The organism is Paenibacillus marinisediminis (assembly GCF_054343325.1).
In genome coordinates, this window is record NZ_JBTGUH010000003.1 from 113,061 (window position 1) to 128,693 (window position 15,633).

14 protein-coding genes and 1 pseudogene are annotated in these 15,633 nt (G+C 48.3%); 9 read left to right on the forward strand and 6 right to left on the reverse strand.

The window, feature by feature from the left end; all coding sequences use genetic code 11:
• The first annotated feature begins 224 nt into the window (after window positions 1-224).
• Window positions 225-1,685 (forward strand): Msr family ABC-F type ribosomal protection protein, encoded by a 1,461-nt coding sequence (locus tag ACXX53_RS09880; protein WP_458568478.1) that lies wholly within the window; start codon window positions 225-227, stop codon window positions 1,683-1,685.
• Between the two features lie 198 nt (window positions 1,686-1,883).
• Here ACXX53_RS09880 and ACXX53_RS09885 read toward each other — a convergent pair whose 3' ends face one another.
• Complete coding sequence (locus ACXX53_RS09885) at window positions 1,884-2,327, reverse strand: DUF441 domain-containing protein (RefSeq protein ID WP_458568734.1); 444 nt, start codon at window positions 2,325-2,327, stop codon at window positions 1,884-1,886.
• A gap of 181 nt (window positions 2,328-2,508) precedes the next feature.
• Between ACXX53_RS09885 and pcp the strand changes: the two genes are divergently transcribed.
• On the forward strand, window positions 2,509-3,165 hold the full coding sequence (gene pcp / locus ACXX53_RS09890; RefSeq protein WP_458568479.1) for a pyroglutamyl-peptidase I: 657 nt from the start codon (window positions 2,509-2,511) through the stop codon (window positions 3,163-3,165).
• 19 nt (window positions 3,166-3,184) lie between these two features.
• Complete coding sequence (gene helD, locus ACXX53_RS09895) at window positions 3,185-5,467, forward strand: RNA polymerase recycling motor HelD (protein ID WP_458568480.1); 2,283 nt, start codon at window positions 3,185-3,187, stop codon at window positions 5,465-5,467.
• Window positions 5,468-5,558: 91 nt separating this feature from the next.
• Here the strand turns inward: helD and ACXX53_RS09900 are convergent, their stop codons facing one another.
• Window positions 5,559-6,044 carry a hypothetical protein gene (locus tag ACXX53_RS09900; protein WP_458568481.1) on the reverse strand — a complete coding sequence of 162 codons (486 nt, stop codon included), beginning with the start codon at window positions 6,042-6,044 and terminating at the stop codon, window positions 5,559-5,561.
• A gap of 197 nt (window positions 6,045-6,241) precedes the next feature.
• On the opposite strand from ACXX53_RS09900, the gene ACXX53_RS09905 reads away from it, so the two are divergent.
• Both ACXX53_RS09905 and ACXX53_RS09910 read left to right on the forward strand, forming a co-directional pair.
• On the forward strand, window positions 6,242-6,484 hold the full coding sequence (locus ACXX53_RS09905) for a YwbE family protein (protein ID WP_458568482.1): 243 nt from the start codon (window positions 6,242-6,244) through the stop codon (window positions 6,482-6,484).
• Between the two features lie 33 nt (window positions 6,485-6,517).
• A complete protein-coding gene (locus ACXX53_RS09910) occupies window positions 6,518-8,107 on the forward strand; it encodes a DEAD/DEAH box helicase (RefSeq protein WP_458568483.1) in 1,590 nt (529 codons plus the stop codon).
• Between the two features lie 68 nt (window positions 8,108-8,175).
• Here the strand turns inward: ACXX53_RS09910 and ACXX53_RS09915 are convergent, their stop codons facing one another.
• Window positions 8,176-8,520, reverse strand: coding sequence for an MmcQ/YjbR family DNA-binding protein (locus tag ACXX53_RS09915; RefSeq protein ID WP_458568484.1), 345 nt, complete (start codon window positions 8,518-8,520; stop codon window positions 8,176-8,178).
• A 235-nt stretch (window positions 8,521-8,755) separates the two neighbouring features.
• On the opposite strand from ACXX53_RS09915, the gene ACXX53_RS09920 reads away from it, so the two are divergent.
• Window positions 8,756-9,943 carry a GntR family transcriptional regulator gene (locus ACXX53_RS09920; protein ID WP_458568485.1) on the forward strand — a complete coding sequence of 396 codons (1,188 nt, stop codon included), beginning with the start codon at window positions 8,756-8,758 and terminating at the stop codon, window positions 9,941-9,943.
• 40 nt (window positions 9,944-9,983) lie between these two features.
• Here ACXX53_RS09920 and trhA read toward each other — a convergent pair whose 3' ends face one another.
• Window positions 9,984-10,631: a PAQR family membrane homeostasis protein TrhA gene (gene trhA / locus ACXX53_RS09925; protein WP_458568486.1), complete on the reverse strand. Its 648-nt coding sequence runs from the start codon at window positions 10,629-10,631 to the stop codon at window positions 9,984-9,986.
• A gap of 232 nt (window positions 10,632-10,863) precedes the next feature.
• Between trhA and ACXX53_RS09930 the strand changes: the two genes are divergently transcribed.
• The 3 genes from ACXX53_RS09930 to ACXX53_RS09940 are packed head-to-tail and all read left to right on the forward strand — an operon-like array spanning window position 10,864 to window position 13,684.
• Window positions 10,864-12,057: an ornithine--oxo-acid transaminase gene (locus ACXX53_RS09930; protein WP_458568487.1), complete on the forward strand. Its 1,194-nt coding sequence runs from the start codon at window positions 10,864-10,866 to the stop codon at window positions 12,055-12,057.
• Between the two features lie 35 nt (window positions 12,058-12,092).
• The gene (rocF, locus tag ACXX53_RS09935) at window positions 12,093-12,998 is read left to right on the forward strand and encodes an arginase (protein ID WP_458568488.1); all 906 of its coding nucleotides are present in this window, start codon (window positions 12,093-12,095) and stop codon (window positions 12,996-12,998) included.
• A 59-nt stretch (window positions 12,999-13,057) separates the two neighbouring features.
• Window positions 13,058-13,684, forward strand: a complete 627-nt coding sequence (locus ACXX53_RS09940) for an SGNH/GDSL hydrolase family protein (protein WP_458568489.1) — start codon at window positions 13,058-13,060, stop codon at window positions 13,682-13,684.
• A gap of 490 nt (window positions 13,685-14,174) precedes the next feature.
• Here ACXX53_RS09940 and ACXX53_RS09945 read toward each other — a convergent pair whose 3' ends face one another.
• Window positions 14,175-14,858, reverse strand: coding sequence for an IS1595 family transposase (locus ACXX53_RS09945; protein WP_458568735.1), 684 nt, complete (start codon window positions 14,856-14,858; stop codon window positions 14,175-14,177).
• Between the two features lie 36 nt (window positions 14,859-14,894).
• Window positions 14,895-15,080 (reverse strand): annotated as a pseudogene (locus tag ACXX53_RS09950) (transposase); the annotation flags it as partial.
• Between the last annotated feature and the right edge of the window lie 553 nt (window positions 15,081-15,633).

Here is a 15,633-nt window from a genome sequence, read left to right on the forward strand (position 1 = left end):
TCTAAGCCCGCATCGGGACCTGGATCTGCTTTTTTATTGCCCAAAATGAACCCGTCTAACAACGACGCGCAGTGATTGAATGACAAGTAAATGATCTGTAAAGGAGTCAATCTTATGCGAAATATGTTACGCATGCTAATGTTCATCTATATTTAATCTTCCTTTCGTAAATCGCAGGATACCCTGCGAACAGAAAACTGCGATTTCTGAAGGAGGAATATAGGATGTTATTGATAAAAGCAAAAGATATTCATGTGGAGTATTCGGGGCGCGATGTATTGGATATTGATCATCTGGAGCTCTATGATTATGATCGCATCGGTCTGGTCGGCGCTAACGGAGCTGGAAAGAGCACATTGCTCAAAGTATTGCTCGGCGAATGTCCTTTATCGGATGGCATAGTCGTCAAGGACGGCAATATTGCCTACATTCCACAGTTGGAAGATATAGTTGTCCAAGAGGTGAAGGATTACGCCTTAATGGGCAAGCTGGGCGTTAACAATCTGAATACAGAACGCATGAGCGGCGGTGAAGAAACACGGCTGAAGATTGCACAAGCTCTGTCCGGAATGGTGCAAGTTATATTTGCGGATGAACCGACGTGCCACCTCGACCGCGAGGGTATTGACTTGTTAATCCATCAGTTTCGATACTATTCTGGAGCTGTACTTGTCATAAGCCATGACCGCTATTTTCTGGATCAAGTCGTTGATAAGATCTGGGAGCTGAAGGATGGGAGGATCACCGAGTATTGGGGCGGATATTCCGATTACTTGGCACAGAAGGAAGAGGAGCGTCTTGCTCAGGAAGCTCAATATAAGGGGTTTCTCGCTGAACAAGATCGGCTGAAGAAAGCCATTACCGAGCTGCACTCTCAAGCTCGGAAGTTAGATCAGAAAGCGAAGGGATCATCCAAAAAGAACAGCACAGAAAGCGGCGGTCGTCTCAGTCATCAAAAGCCGGTGGGAAGCAAGCAGAAGAAGCTGCACAATGCCGCGAAAAATATGGAGCATCGCATCGAAGTGCTTGGTGATGTCAAGCCGCCGGAAGCGATTCGCTCCTTCCAATTCCGGCAGAGCAAAGCCTTGGAGCTTCATCATCCATTTCCGATCATGGGGAAGGGAATTAACAAGCAGTATGAGGGCAAGGTCATCTTTGAAGATGCGGCGTTTCAATTTCCGCTGGGCGCAAAGATTGCGGTAACGGGTGCAAATGGGTCAGGTAAGACGACGCTATTCAACATGATCCTGAATCGAGAAGACGGCATCTCCTTGTCGCCCAAAGCGGAAATTGGCTGTTTTGCTCAAAACGGCTACAAGTTTAATCGCGATCAGGGTGTGATGGCTTTCATGCTGGAAAGCTGTGATTATCAGGTATCGGACATTCGAGCTGTACTGGCGTCCTTGGGGTTTTCGTCTAACGATATTCGGAAAGAGCTGTCCATGCTAAGCGGCGGCGAGATCATTAAATTGCAGCTAGCCAAAATGCTGCTCGGGCGATATAACATCCTGCTTATGGATGAACCGAGCAATTTTCTTGATCTGGCAGCAGTGGAGGCTTTAGAAAATCTGATGAGGAGCTATGCGGGTACGATTGTTTTCATATCGCATGATGCGCGATTGCTGGAGAATGTAGCTGAGCTCGTATATCACATTGAGGATAAGAAAATAGTTCAGAAGGTTTAGAGCTAAAAACAGCGGCGGTCTTTGACTTTACTTTCAAGTCTTAGATCGCCGCTGTTTCGTGTAACGGGGAGTCAGCACCTTGTAGATCGCACATCTGTCAAGTAACGGACTCCTTCTGAACACGCCAGAAACATTTGCCTGAGGGTTGTTTTTTCAGTATGATGAAGTGATGATGTAATGACGTGAACGGGCTTGCATCTATGATTTGCCGATAAGCAATGACAGGATGCCGGCAGCAATAAGAGGTCCCACGGGGACACCGCGGAAAAATGCAACACCAAGAACTGTACCTATGAGCAGTCCAGCTACTACGGTCGGTGATTGTGACATAAGAGTGACGCCTCTGCCGCCAAGATAGGCTACTAACATACCTACTCCTATAGCGAGCAATGACTTCCAATTCAGAAGCGAGGAAGTCAACGTCTCCACAGATATTTTTCCGCTTGCAATTGGAGACATGACACCGATCGTCAGGATGATGATACCGATGGTTAGACCATATTTTTCAATCCATGGAAATACCGCATGCAAATTCGTAACGCGCAGAAACAGCAGCACGACCATAGCGATAGTAATTGTAGAATTTCCACTAATAATGCCAAGAGCGGCCAGACCTAACAAGATTAGAGCAGGCGCATCGATCTGTGACAACATATTAAAGCACTCCTTTCCAACGACTCTTACCTTAACATAAACAGGTTCATTTGAACATGAGCATACTAACAGATTGTCCATACGATCGACTTTTCACTCGAAGATCATGCTTCTTTTTAACATAGTTTGTGAAAATAGAGAATTGAGGATAAGCATAGGGGGAACGATTATGAAGACTATACTTGTTACTGGCTTTGATCCATTTGGCGGGGAAAGCTTGAACCCTTCATGGGAAGCGGTGCGCAGGCTGGAGGGAGAATACGAGGGGGACTATACAGTCGCCGCTAGATTGCTCCCTACATCATTTGCAAGAGCGCAGCACTTATTGAAGCAGTTATTAACGGAAATAGAACCGGATTACGTTATATGTGTCGGGCAAGCGGGAGGAAGACCGGATCTGACATTGGAACGCATAGCGATTAATCTAATGGAGGCTCGAATTGCGGATAACGATGGTGAAGCGCCGCTTGATACATCAATTGCAGCGAATGGTCCTGCAGCCTATTGGACGTCGCTGCCGATAAAGGCAATGATGGCTGCCGTCAGAGAAGCGGGAGTACCCTGCAGCATATCCTACACTGCGGGTACATTTGTCTGCAACACGATATTTTACGCGCTTATGCATCAGCTTGCGACTAGTCCGGAGCTAAGCGGCTGCAAGGGCGGGTTTATTCATATTCCATTTTTACCAGAACAAGCGCTTCACCATCCTGGAAAAGCGAGCATGAGCCTCGATCAGATCGTACTCGGGCTGAAGGCGGCCATTGCTGCCGCAGCTCTGCCAGAACGAAGCGAGATTGCTGCAGGTATATTGCACGGCGAATAAGATTCGGGAGGAGAACATAATGAGTGATTCCATAAATGAATTAGAGCGCCAAGAAGAAGAAGCGAGGCTGCATAAGGTCATCCGAGTGATGGACCACCAGATGCATACGCTCCGTGAAACGATTGGCAGCCAGCAGAGTGAGATCGTCGAGATGAAACGTAACTTCTGGGATGAAGTTACGGTCGACAGCGACGCGATGTTTGAAACGTATGTTAGTGTGATGCAGCAAGCGAAGGACTTGGCGAACTATGAGCGCGTGCAGGAGCATGCCTCCAGGTTGCTGAACCGCTTGCAGAAGCATATCGACAACCCGTATTTTGGACGAATCCGGTTTCGAGAAGAAGGCGACACCGAGGATCTGGATATCTATATCGGCTTGATGTCGGTGACCGATGCTGGTCGAGACGATCATCTCGTTTATGATTGGCGCACGCCGATCGCGAGCTTGTTCTATGATTATGCGCCAGGACCTGCCCGTTACCGTACGCCGATGGGGCAGATTGAAGGCGAGATGACGATGAAGCGTCAATATGTCATACGTGACGGCGCTCTGGAGGCGGTATTCGATACCGGGATCCAGATCGGAGATGATATGCTGCAGGATATGCTCACGAAGAGTGCGGATACGAAGATGAAGAGCATCGTCAGCACGATTCAACGGGAGCAGAACCGCATTATCCGTGACGAGCAGCATGACGTGCTGTTCGTGCAGGGCGCTGCGGGAAGCGGCAAGACATCGGCTGCGCTGCAGCGAATTGCGTATCTGCTGTATAAATACAGAGACAGCATGCGTTCAGAGCAAGTGCTGCTATTTTCACCGAACGAGCTGTTTAACGATTATGTGTCCAATATATTGCCGGAGCTGGGCGAGGCCAACATGACGCAGACGACTTATCAGGACTACCTGGATTATCGTCTGCCTACTTCAATGAAGATCGAAGATGTGTACGATCAAGCGGAGCGCTTGATGGCTGGCAGCGCGAACGCCTTTGCATCAGAAGAAGAGAGAGATCAGGCAGAGGCTCAAGCGGAAGCGGCGCGTTGGAAGTCATCCTCAGCCTTTATGAAGGTAGTGGATGCTTATGTAGAGCATCTGCATAAGCAAGGGATGGCATTTTTGCCACTCGGCACACCGAAGCGCACGATTATTACGACAGAGATGATGCGCGAGTATTTCTATGTTACGTTGGCGGATTGGTCCTTGCCTGCTCGCGTGAGCAAGCTGAAGGATTGGATCATGGCGTATCTGGACCAATGGGCTGCGGAAGAGGAGAAGAAGGTGTACCGCCGTTTTCTGAAGCAGAAGGAGTATTGGGGCACGGAGCAAGAGATGAAGGAAATGAGCCGCAAGCAGGTACGAAAATGGGTGCGGGCGATGCAGAAAGAAGTGCGCGCCAAAGCTCATATCCATTGGGACGCGGTGTATGCCGGCCTAGTGCACAATCTACCGCTATGGGTAGAGGCGGCTAATATTCCGAACGATACCCCTGAGCAGTTAACATTTGCCCGGATATGGGGAAGTTCGTTTGAGAATTTGAAGGACGGCAACCTCACATATGAAGATGCATCCGCATACTTGTATTTGCTGGAGTCAGTTGAAGGCTTCGATACGTTCAATCACATACGACATGTCGTCATTGATGAAGCGCAGGACTATTCACCGTTTCAATATGCGCTGCTCAGCAGACTATTTCCACGAAGTAAGTTCACGATACTGGGAGATTGGAATCAAGCGATCTATGAAGCGAATCGCATGAATTCTGTCGCGTCTGTGCAGGCGATGTTTGCGGATCGCTCGAGCGAGGTTATTCGATTGACGAAGAGCTATCGATCGACACGCAATATTACGGAGTATGCGCAGCATATTCTGCCGGAAGGCGAGCCTGCCGAGCCGTTCAACCGCGAAGGCAATGAACCGCGATTGACCATCGTAGATGATGAGGAAGCGCGAATCCAGTTCGTGCGCGCTCGGCTGCTGCAGCTGAAGGAAGCGGGGATCCATTCCGCAGCCGTTATCACGAAAGATGAAGTAACTTGCAATCGTGTCTATGCGGAGCTGGAAGCTGAGCTGCCTGAGCTGCGGCGCGTCACGAAGCACACTCGTCAATTCGTGGCAGGTTATTGGGTTATGCCGTCTTATTTGGCGAAAGGGCTGGAGTTTGACGCGGTTATCGTGTACGATGCGGATGCTGCCAGTTACGGAGAAGAGAAGGATCGCAAGCTGCTGTATACCGTGTGCACGCGAGCGCTTCATGAATTGGATATTGTAGCAGTTGGCGAGCCATCGCCTTGGTTGAAATAAAAATAAAGGGTAATTTAAGACTCCGCCTGTCGCGAAAGACGGATGAGCTTCTTAAATTACCCTTTTGGTATTGTAAGCAAGTCGTTGCAGCTTAGATGCGAGCAAAGCCCTCATCCAACAAATATTCAACAGCCTCTTCGTACGATTCGAATGCGTCTTGAAGCGTATCTTCCGCAAATATCATCCACATGTCGTTTTCATCGTCATGTTTCAGCGTGACACGTTGTTCATCTGCATCAAACCATTGTTCTGCAGTGTCATCTTGTTCTTGCACAGATGACGGCTCGTGCTCCGTCGGTTGAAGCGATTCGATCGAAGCGCGGATAATGGCTTTTAGCGATGCTTCATCGAAGTCGCGGATATTCACGAATCCGCGGTCATCGGCTTGCGTCTTCCAGTCGGCTGTCTGACCAGCATATACGTAGCCATTTCCGTTAGGGTGGAGATGATAAACGACCGTTTTCTTATCAAATGCGCTGTCTTCGTAATGATAATTGATGCGGCCTAGAGATACATTTTTGCGTGTCAATTCTGGAAATGTTTCGATAACCGCCTGCTTCTGTTCATAAGTCAGCATAAATGGGTGATGCTCCTATCGTCATAGATTCGGTAATAGTATATCACATCGTCAATTATGTTCGGATATGGAGTGCTGTGAATTGTGTATAATGAGGGAAGGCAGCTTTTATTATCTCTTTGACGCATTTCGTTGATACATTTCGTTGATACATTTCGTGCAGCAGCCACATCTTTAGATTGGAGTATAGCATTCATATGAGCAATGGACAGAATCGTAAACATATCGTGCCAGGGTTAGAAGTGAATATCGTATTGAAGCAGGATCAGCGTACAGGCAAGTTGACGCGCGGGATCGTAAAAGACATCTTAACGAATTCACCGACTCATCCCCACGGTATAAAGGTTAGACTGCAAGACGGGCAGGTTGGCAGAGTGAAGGCGATCATTGCATCATCTGCAGCCAAATCTGCTTCGCAGCAGGATACAAGCAACGGATAAGCGGCCGCGCCTCTACTTTTATCTAGCATTTACATGCATTATCCTGTAATATGGGTTGAATCTGATACAGAAATGGTGATGAATTTGAACGATAAAGCTCGTAATTTTGATAAAAATGGATTTTCCCCGCTCGGCATTCAGGCAGAGTGGGTTCGCAGGCTGCAGATGTACGGCATCAGCGCGCCGACTCCTGTGCAGCAGCAAGCGATCCCGATCGCGCTAGAAGAGAAGGATCTTATCGCGCAGGCGCAGACAGGCACAGGGAAGACGCTCGCGTTCCTTCTGCCTATCCTGCAGAAGGTTAATCCTGCCCGCGATCAGATCCAAGCGCTGATCGTAACGCCGACACGCGAACTTGCGCTGCAGATTACAGCAGAGCTGGAGAAGCTGCTGGATGCGCCGGATCGCGAGATCAGAGTCTTGGCAGCCTATGGCGGGCAAGATGTAGAGCGGCAGATGCGCAAGCTGCAGCGCAGCGTGCACATTGTGGTTGGCACGCCAGGGCGTTTGCTCGATCATATGCGCCGCGGGACGATCAATCTGGGCAAGCTGTCCACGCTGGTATTGGATGAAGCAGACCAGATGCTGCATATGGGCTTCTTGAACGAGGTCGAGGACATTATCCGTCAGACGCCTACTGCACGTCAGACGATGCTGTTCTCGGCCACGATGCCGCAGGCGGTTCGCGAGCTGGCTGCGCAATTCATGCGGAAACCAGCCGATGTGCGCGTTGCCGCACCGCAGATCACGGTAACGGGCATTAAGCAGCGCATCGTCGAAACGACGGACCGCGGCAAGCAGGCCGCGTTGATTGAAGCCATGGAGCTGTATCGCCCGTACTTGGCGGTCATCTTCTGCCGCACGAAGCGCAGAGCGAGCACGCTGAATGAAGCGCTGCAGGAGCTCGGCTATTCTTCAGACGAGCTCCATGGCGACCTCTCGCAGCAGAAGCGCGAGCAAGTGATGCAGCGTTTCCGCGATGCGAAGCTGCAGTTCCTGGTCGCTACTGACGTGGCGGCGCGCGGACTTGACGTTGAAGGTGTAACACACGTATTCAACTATGACATTCCGCATGATGCGGAGAGCTACGTGCATCGCATCGGCAGAACGGCGCGCGCGGGCGGAACGGGAATGGCGATTACATTCGCATCGCCTCGCGATAAGATGTATGTGAGCCTGATCGAAAAGGGCATTCGCATGACGATCGATAAGCAAGCCGCGAAGGCGATGAAGGATGACTTCGAGGAGCGCGGCTCCGGTGAGCGGAAGCAAGATAAGTCGAGCCGCAGCGGTGGTAGAGGCGCGCGCAACAGCAGCGGCAACAACCGCCGCGGCGGGAATGACAGCCGCAACGACGGCAAGGGCACACGCAAGCGCGATGAGCGCAGCACTTCGGACCGCGGTCGATCCGGTCGAGGCAGAGCATCAGGCGACGGCAGGCAGGATGCACGCGGCCGTCGCGATGAAAGCGCGCAGGGCCGCTCAGGCAGCACGGCATCCCGCGGGACTAAGGAACGGAACGCACGCGGCGGCAGAACGGCGCAAGAGGGACGCTCTGGCGGCCGTTCAGGCGGACGCCAGTCGGGCGGTGCGCCGCGCGGTCGCGGTGCTTCCAAGCGCTAGAGCATCGGCTAGTACAAAAAAGACGTAATCCGGATCATCCGGTTACGTCTTTTTTTGTATGATTAATATTAGGTGCCGATGCTGGCCCGCTCAGATTTGGTCATCTTCTTGATGACCAAATCGTAAGAATGATCGATGAGATCGATGATCTCTTCATCCGTCAAGTTGCCGTCCAATGCGATCGAATTCCAATGCTGCTTGTTTAGGTGATAACCCGGAGTAATCTCGGGGTACTGCTCACGCAACGCGTCGGCGCGCAGCGGATCGCACTTCAAGCTGATCTGCGGACCGCCGTCAGCAGGAAGCAAGGCATACATCTTGTTGCCCACCTTCATTACATTTACATCGGGTCCAAATGGATTCGTCAAGCTTGTCCCGCGCTTCGTCATACAATAATCGACCCATTTCTGCATAACCATCATACCCCCTTCACTTTAAAATATTCAGTTATCATCCAGCATAACGAACTGATCAAAGTTAATCAAACTTTGTTTAATCGTAAATTATATCTGTATTCGGAGAACAATAGGGTGAGTTTGGTAACAGTGGGATTCCTGAGCACCGATCTCTATTGTTACATTGTTGTGAAAATGATATATTATATATATTATTTAATTACTATTGAACGTCAAAAGGACTGATACCCGTATGAGTTATGATTCGCGCTCACCGCTCTACATGCAAGTGCAGCAATATATCCAGAATCAGATTGAGCATGGAGAATTGAAGCCGAATGACCGCATACCAACCGAGAAAGAACTGATGGATCAGTTTCAAGTGAGTCGAATTACTGTGGTTAATGCCTTGGCTTCGCTTGCGAAAGAAGGAATTATATATCGTGTGCCAGGCAGAGGCAGCTTTGTGTCTGAAGCTCCGCCAACTGATTCAGCACCTAATCAAGAGATTAAGACAGTGCTTGAAGCCAGCCCTTCAGTTAAGGACACACCTGCACCTAATGTTGCGCGCAGAATTGAACGAACGATAGGCTTTGTTATGCCGACATTGAACGATTATTTTGAGGTACGGATCATAAACGCAATTAAGCGAACCTTGAAGGAACGCGGCTATAATATGCTGTTAGCTTACAGCGATGGGGACAAAGAGCGGGAAGAACAGCAGATACGTCAATTTATGGACATAGGCGTAGCCGGACTGCTGCTATTTCCAGTAGATGAGGACTTGTACAATGAGGAAATTCTGTCACTTAAAGTGAATCAATTTCCGTTTGTGCTGATCGATCGTTATTTGCCTGGAGTGGAGACGCATTATGTATGCTCCGACAATCGCATGGGAGCGAAGATGGCCGTGCAGCATCTTATGGAGCTTGGACATCGCAAGATTGCGATCTGTACGGATGCTTACCGTGGAACGATGAGTGTTCAGGACCGCATACATGGATATATGGATGCTTTCCAGCAGTCGGGAGAACTGATTGATCCAGCATTAATCTTAACAGATTTCACAGTACCCAATGAACCGGAAGCGATGATGAATTCTGAGTTGGCCCGCTATATGAAGAGTGAAATGGCCACTGCCTACATTGCCCTGAACGGACAGCTTGGAATCTATCTGAAAATGATTGCAGAGCGACACGGCTTCCGTGTGCCTGAGGATATCTCCATCGTCAGCTTTGATGATCCCGGCAGTCCGAACGGACATAACGGATACTTTACCCACATTGATCAGAATGAAGCGGAGATTGGACGTCTTGCAGCGAGTACGCTTGCCGATCTGTTGGAGAAGCCTGCAGGAAACTCAAGAGATGGACGTTATGAGAAGATTATGATTGCGCCGAAGCTGAGGATTAGACAATCAACTACAAGTGTATCCCAATAATAAGACAGGCTGCCTCATGAATAGGCAGCCTGTTTTTGTATTATGCAGGGATTTGTACAAGCGTGAGCACGGACAGAAAGTGTACGACTGACCCTGCCAGAACAAATAAATGCCAGATCATATGATGATACGGAAATCCCCGCCATACATAGAATATCGTGCCGACTGTATATAAGATACCGCCGGTAACGAGTAATGTTAATCCGATCTGCGGCATCGAATCGACGAGCGGACCCCAAGCAAATACGATGATCCAGCCCATCAGAATGTACATTCCGGTAGAGGCAAACAGAAATTTTTTAGTGAAAAATGCTTTAAACACGATTCCGCCTGCTGCTATAGCCCAAACGATACCGAACAGTGTCCAGCCGAGCGCTGGAGGCAGCGCGATCAAGACAAGAGGCGTATACGTGCCTGCAATGAATAAATAAATGGATGAATGATCGAAGGTTTCAAACAGATCCTTGACCTTTCCAGGCGGAAAGCTGTGAACAAGCGTCGAAGAGGTGTATAGCAGAACCATCGTCACCCCATATATTGTGAAACTGACCACATGAATGGCTTCGCCATAAATCGCCGCGAAAACGATCAATAAGGTTAGAGCGGCAATGCTCAGCACGACACCGATTTCGTGCGTGATGGCATTAGCTATCTCCTCACCTTTCGTGTATGTATGAGTATCAGCCATATTCTTTCATATCCTTTCAAACGGAACCTTACAATGGATAAGCAACGTTCCCATTCTTATTATTCAATTGTAGCGGACTATGAAACGTCCTGCAAATGAAGGAACCTTCGCTGCCGATTAATTTCACTAATTTCAGAACATGCCCATTAGCCATTGTTCATATACTTCATTGGGAGAACTCAATGATACTCCAACGATTGCATCACAAATTAGTGAAATGGAGAGAGTTCATATGTTGAATACAGAGCAGATCATCGCGCGAACAGATCAAACCGGGGCTCCGAACTATATGCCGCTGCCGATCGTTATTGCACGCGCCGAAGGAGTATGGGTTGAAGATCCAGAAGGACGCAGGTACATGGATATGCTTAGTGCCTATTCTGCACTTAACCACGGACATCGGCATCCTGTTATCGTGCAGGCATTAAAGGATCAATTGGATCGAGTGACGCTGACTTCGAGAGCTTTTCATAATGACCAGTTGTTTATGCTGTATGAGAAGCTATGCGAGCTAACCGGAAAGAGCGCCGTGCTTCCAATGAATACGGGTGCAGAAGCGGTTGAAACTGCGCTGAAGGCTGCGAGACGCTGGGCGTATGAAGTAAAGCGGGTACCTGAAGATGAAGCGGAAATAATCGTTTGCGCAGGCAATTTTCATGGTCGTACGATAACCGTAACTTCTTTTTCAACTGAAGAGGCCTATAAGCGGGGCTTTGGTCCATTTACACCAGGCTTCAAGCAAGTGCCGTATGGTGATTTGACAGCGCTTAAACGGGCGATTGGCCCGAATACAGCAGCGCTCCTTATTGAGCCCATTCAAGGTGAAGCTGGAATCGTGATTCCTGAACAAGGGTATTTGAGAAATGCTTACGAGCTGTGCTCGCAAGAACAAGTACTCTTTATTGCGGATGAGATTCAGACGGGCTTCGGACGAACAGGCAAGCTGTTTGCTTGCGACTGGGAACAAGTAAAGCCGGATATCTATGTGCTGGGCAAAGCTTTAGGCGGCGGTGTTTATCCGATCTCTGCAGTTGCAGCCGATCACGACATATTAGATTTGTTCAGCCCTGGCTCGCATGGCTCGACCTTTGGCGGCAATCCGCTCGGTTGTGCTGCGGCAATAGCAGCGCTTCATGTGATAGAGCATGAGCGATTGGTTGAGCGTTCGGCTGACTTAGGAGCCTATACAATCGATCGTTTGCAATCGATTCACAGTCCGCTCATTAAGGAGGTGCGCGGACGCGGATTATTTATAGGCGTGGAGCTGTATGAAGCGGCGCGTCCAACGTGCGAGCGCTTGATGGAGCTCGGGGTGCTGTGCAAAGAAACACATGACAAGACGATTCGCTTAGCTCCTCCGCTGACGATTACCCATGAAGAACTGGATTGGGCGCTGGAACGGATCGAGCGAGTGCTTACAGTATAGGCATCAATTGAGTGAAGGCGGGGAGGGGCTTCTTTATGAGACAGCAAGTCAGCATAATTGGAATACCGCTTCATTTGGGACAAGGACGCCGAGGAGTGGACCTTGGGGTTGCGGCAATACGATATGCGAATTTGACGGATCGGCTCACAGCGCTTGGCTGTGATGTGATGGACATAGGCGATGTGCCGGTACCTTTACCTCATTCCTTGTCGGGAAGCGAGATGCCCGATAAGTTGAAAAATGTAAAGGAAATCGCGGCGGTATCAGTTGAAGTTGCAACTCGAGTGGAGGAGCAGCTGCGCAGCGGACGATTTCCGATCATACTCGGCGGAGACCATGCAATTGCGATCGGAAGCTTGGCCGGCGTTAAGCGAGCAGTGCCCCGGCTTGGTGTAATTTGGTTTGATGCGCATACAGACATCAACACCGATGAAACGACACCTTCAGGCAATGTGCATGGCATGCCGCTCGCAGTCGCAATCGGAATGGGGCATCCTAACCTAGTACAGGTGGTTGGAGCCGCTAAGCGAATAGACGCCTCCAACATCGTTATTGTTGGCGCGCGTTCAATTGATCCGGGTGAGAAGACGCTGCTGATGCAAGCCGGAATAACGGTGTTCACGATGCATGAGATTGATCGCATCGGCATCGCCAGCGTGATGGAAGAAGCGATTCGCATAGCCAGTCGCGATACGGATGGTGTGCATCTTAGCTTGGACTTGGACGCCTTCGATCCGATCGAGGCTCCCGGAGTAGGGACTCCTGTTCAAGGAGGACTTACGTATCGAGAAGGCAGTTTGGTTATGGAGATGCTGGCTGCTGCCAACATTTTAACCTCGGTTGATGTAGTAGAAGTGAATCCACTGCTCGATCATCGCAATAGAACCGCTGAAGTGGCGGTGGATATGATCTGTTCGCTCCTTGGTGAGCGAATTATGTAGAATAATATGTAAAATGATCTTATAATGAATAGATAGTGATGATGAGGAGGTCCATGGTAATGTTGCTGAAGGAAAATGATATCGTAGTATTTCAAGGCGATAGTATAACAGACTGCTGTCGTGTTCGTACGAGTGCGACAGACATGGGGCACGGCTATGCTCTAATGGCGGCAGGATTATTTGGCGCCAAATATCCTGACAAGCATGTGACTTTCTATAATCGCGGGATAAGCGGTGACCGAGTCAAGGATTTGCAAGAACGCTGGGATATCGATTGCATCGCGTTAGAGCCGACGATCGTATCGATCTACATAGGGATCAATGACACATGGCGTCGCTATGACGGCAATGATATTACTTCTACCGCAAGCTACGAAGCAGGGTATCGAGATATAATAGAGCGCACACTTTCCCGAACCAACGCCAAGCTTGTCTTGGTAGAGCCATTTGTCTTGCCGGTGCCTGAAGATCGTAAGACTTGGCGTGAAGATCTGGATCCAAAGATAGATGTTGTACGCCATCTTGCTCGTGAATATGGTGCCGCATTAGTGCCGCTAGACGGTCTGTTTGCTCAGGCTTCTACGAAAGCACCGTGTGCTTATTGGGCGCCAGATGGCGTGCATCCAAGTCCAGCAGGACATGCGCTGATCGCGAAGGCTTGGCTAGAGACGGTGGGTGCTCTCTAAGAGTTAATGCAATCATATAACATTATCATTATACATTCACATTTAGTAGGAGTGGTTCCAGGGTCGTGTAAATGACTTTGGTCTGCTCCTTTATTTATTTTGTGACAGGATAAAGAGAGTTATATGTCTTGCAGAGCGTTTGACCAATATCCCAAGGGCTCAGGAAGGGGATGCGAGAATCTAGAATTGTGAGAACCTAGAATAACGCAGGTGTAAATATTGAGCAGCTCAAAAACCAAGCACGAAGTGCATGAGTGCCCAATGTAATGAGTGATGGTACGAGCATTTGACCAATATCCCACAAGCTCAGGAAAGGTACGCGAGAAACTAGAATGATGCAAGTGCAAGTGCAAGTGTAAGTGTCGACGGCCAAGCAGTATTGAAAGTGCGAGAGAAGCTAGAAGAATGCTTATTGGGTCGATTAGATAGCATTAAGAGAGCAACAAATATAAAACTATGAATTGTTAAGAATGTGTCGTAAAACACAGGCTTATGCGGCAACGTATACAGAGGACATTGTATGATGTCTGGATACGAAATTGTAATGAGTAGACATGGATAGGCTGATTAATTGATCCCATGCAGAATAGGGCTTGGATAAGGAGTTGAAGCGAAAACAGAATTCATCCAAATACCTCTGCAGATACTTTGGTCCAATTCCTTGGAAGGTGTCAATCATCCAACTGCGGGCTTGCTGAAACACTTTTTTCAGATGACGAAATCGTATAGCTCGATAAGGATGAGGAATTATCGTAATGCTGGATATATCTGTGCATGTATGATGATTGATGAAATCACTGCAAACGATAGGGCGTAAAGTTCTACCGCTAAGTTGCTGTCGATCGACGCGTTTCATCTTGAGGCAGACCATCTGCTCATCTGTGTCCATGGATGCAGCTACAATAAGTGGATGCTCTTTAGGAAGAAGCTCCATTGTAGAACGAAAATATGGTTTTCCATGATAATCAACAATCCCTTGAATGACACCTTTCAGAGGCTGTTCGTTATCTGAAGCGCTAATAATGGCTCGAATCTTATGCAGAATGGACCAGGCGGTCTTATAAGTTACTTGAATAATCGAGCTGAGTTGAACTGTGTTGATGTTGATATTATGTTGAGAAACTAGCCATATTGCGGTGATCCACTTCTGTAAAGAGGTGCGGCTATTTTCCATAATGGTGTCTGTTGTGAGCGAGGTGTGATGCTTGCATGCGCCGCATTCATATAAAGGCAAACGTCGTGTACTTATAATATAGGCATATGAATAATCGCAGCGGGGACATTTAAACCCATGAGGCCACTTTATATTATATAGATAGGAAACACAAACCTGTTCGTCAGAAAAATGTAGTAATAATTCCTCAATTGTATTCCACTCATTCAATTTGTTCATCATTCTCACTCCTCATCAATGCACGAATGTATGTTCCTATCTGTAGTAAATTATACCAAACAAATGTTCGTTTATCAACCATTATTAGTAAATTTCTGATGTATAAATCGAAGCTAAAGTCTGAAGAGAGACTGAGTTTGAAAATGGATGTTACCTGAGAAGATGGGATATTGGTCAAATGGGCTGTGAGAGGATATCCATTTCAAGAAGAGTTAAAGAAGAGATCAAGAGGAGTTCAAGAAGAGTTCAGGAAGTGTACAAGTAAAGTTCAAGTAAAGTTCAAGTAGAGTTTGAGAGGTGCGCCTATAAAGCAAGGAGAAAGCCCAAGAAAAATAGGATCCTGAGAGAAAGGGATAGCAGTCAAATGGGCTGCTGAAGGACATAAAGGGACGTAAAGGGTCATAAAGGGAAATAAAGGGGCATACTCTCGAGGGGGCTCCTGCTTCATTAGGAGATAGATGACGAAAGATATGGAAACTGAAAACAGAAGATAGTGAACAAGGTAAAAAGTATCAAATTAATAAAATGCAGTTGTTCTACAATGAGTGAGTAGCTT

Bases quoted from the DNA above. Each gene is read 5' to 3' on its own strand.
- ACXX53_RS09920 (WP_458568485.1), top strand. From the start codon at position 8,756: ATGAGTTATGATTCGCGCTCACCGCTCTACATGCAAGTGCAGCAATAT.
- ACXX53_RS09915 (WP_458568484.1), bottom strand. From the start codon at position 8,520: ATGCAGAAATGGGTCGATTATTGTATGACGAAGCGCGGGACAAGCTTG.
- ACXX53_RS09940 (WP_458568489.1), top strand. From the start codon at position 13,058: ATGTTGCTGAAGGAAAATGATATCGTAGTATTTCAAGGCGATAGTATA.
- rocF (WP_458568488.1), top strand. From the start codon at position 12,093: ATGAGACAGCAAGTCAGCATAATTGGAATACCGCTTCATTTGGGACAA.
- helD (WP_458568480.1), top strand. From the start codon at position 3,185: ATGAGTGATTCCATAAATGAATTAGAGCGCCAAGAAGAAGAAGCGAGG.
- ACXX53_RS09910 (WP_458568483.1), top strand. From the start codon at position 6,518: ATGCATTATCCTGTAATATGGGTTGAATCTGATACAGAAATGGTGATG.
- pcp (WP_458568479.1), top strand. From the start codon at position 2,509: ATGAAGACTATACTTGTTACTGGCTTTGATCCATTTGGCGGGGAAAGC.
- trhA (WP_458568486.1), bottom strand. From the start codon at position 10,631: ATGGCTGATACTCATACATACACGAAAGGTGAGGAGATAGCTAATGCC.
- ACXX53_RS09945 (WP_458568735.1), bottom strand. From the start codon at position 14,858: ATGGAAAATAGCCGCACCTCTTTACAGAAGTGGATCACCGCAATATGG.
- ACXX53_RS09930 (WP_458568487.1), top strand. From the start codon at position 10,864: ATGTTGAATACAGAGCAGATCATCGCGCGAACAGATCAAACCGGGGCT.
- ACXX53_RS09900 (WP_458568481.1), bottom strand. From the start codon at position 6,044: ATGCTGACTTATGAACAGAAGCAGGCGGTTATCGAAACATTTCCAGAA.
- ACXX53_RS09905 (WP_458568482.1), top strand. From the start codon at position 6,242: ATGAGCAATGGACAGAATCGTAAACATATCGTGCCAGGGTTAGAAGTG.
- ACXX53_RS09880 (WP_458568478.1), top strand. From the start codon at position 225: ATGTTATTGATAAAAGCAAAAGATATTCATGTGGAGTATTCGGGGCGC.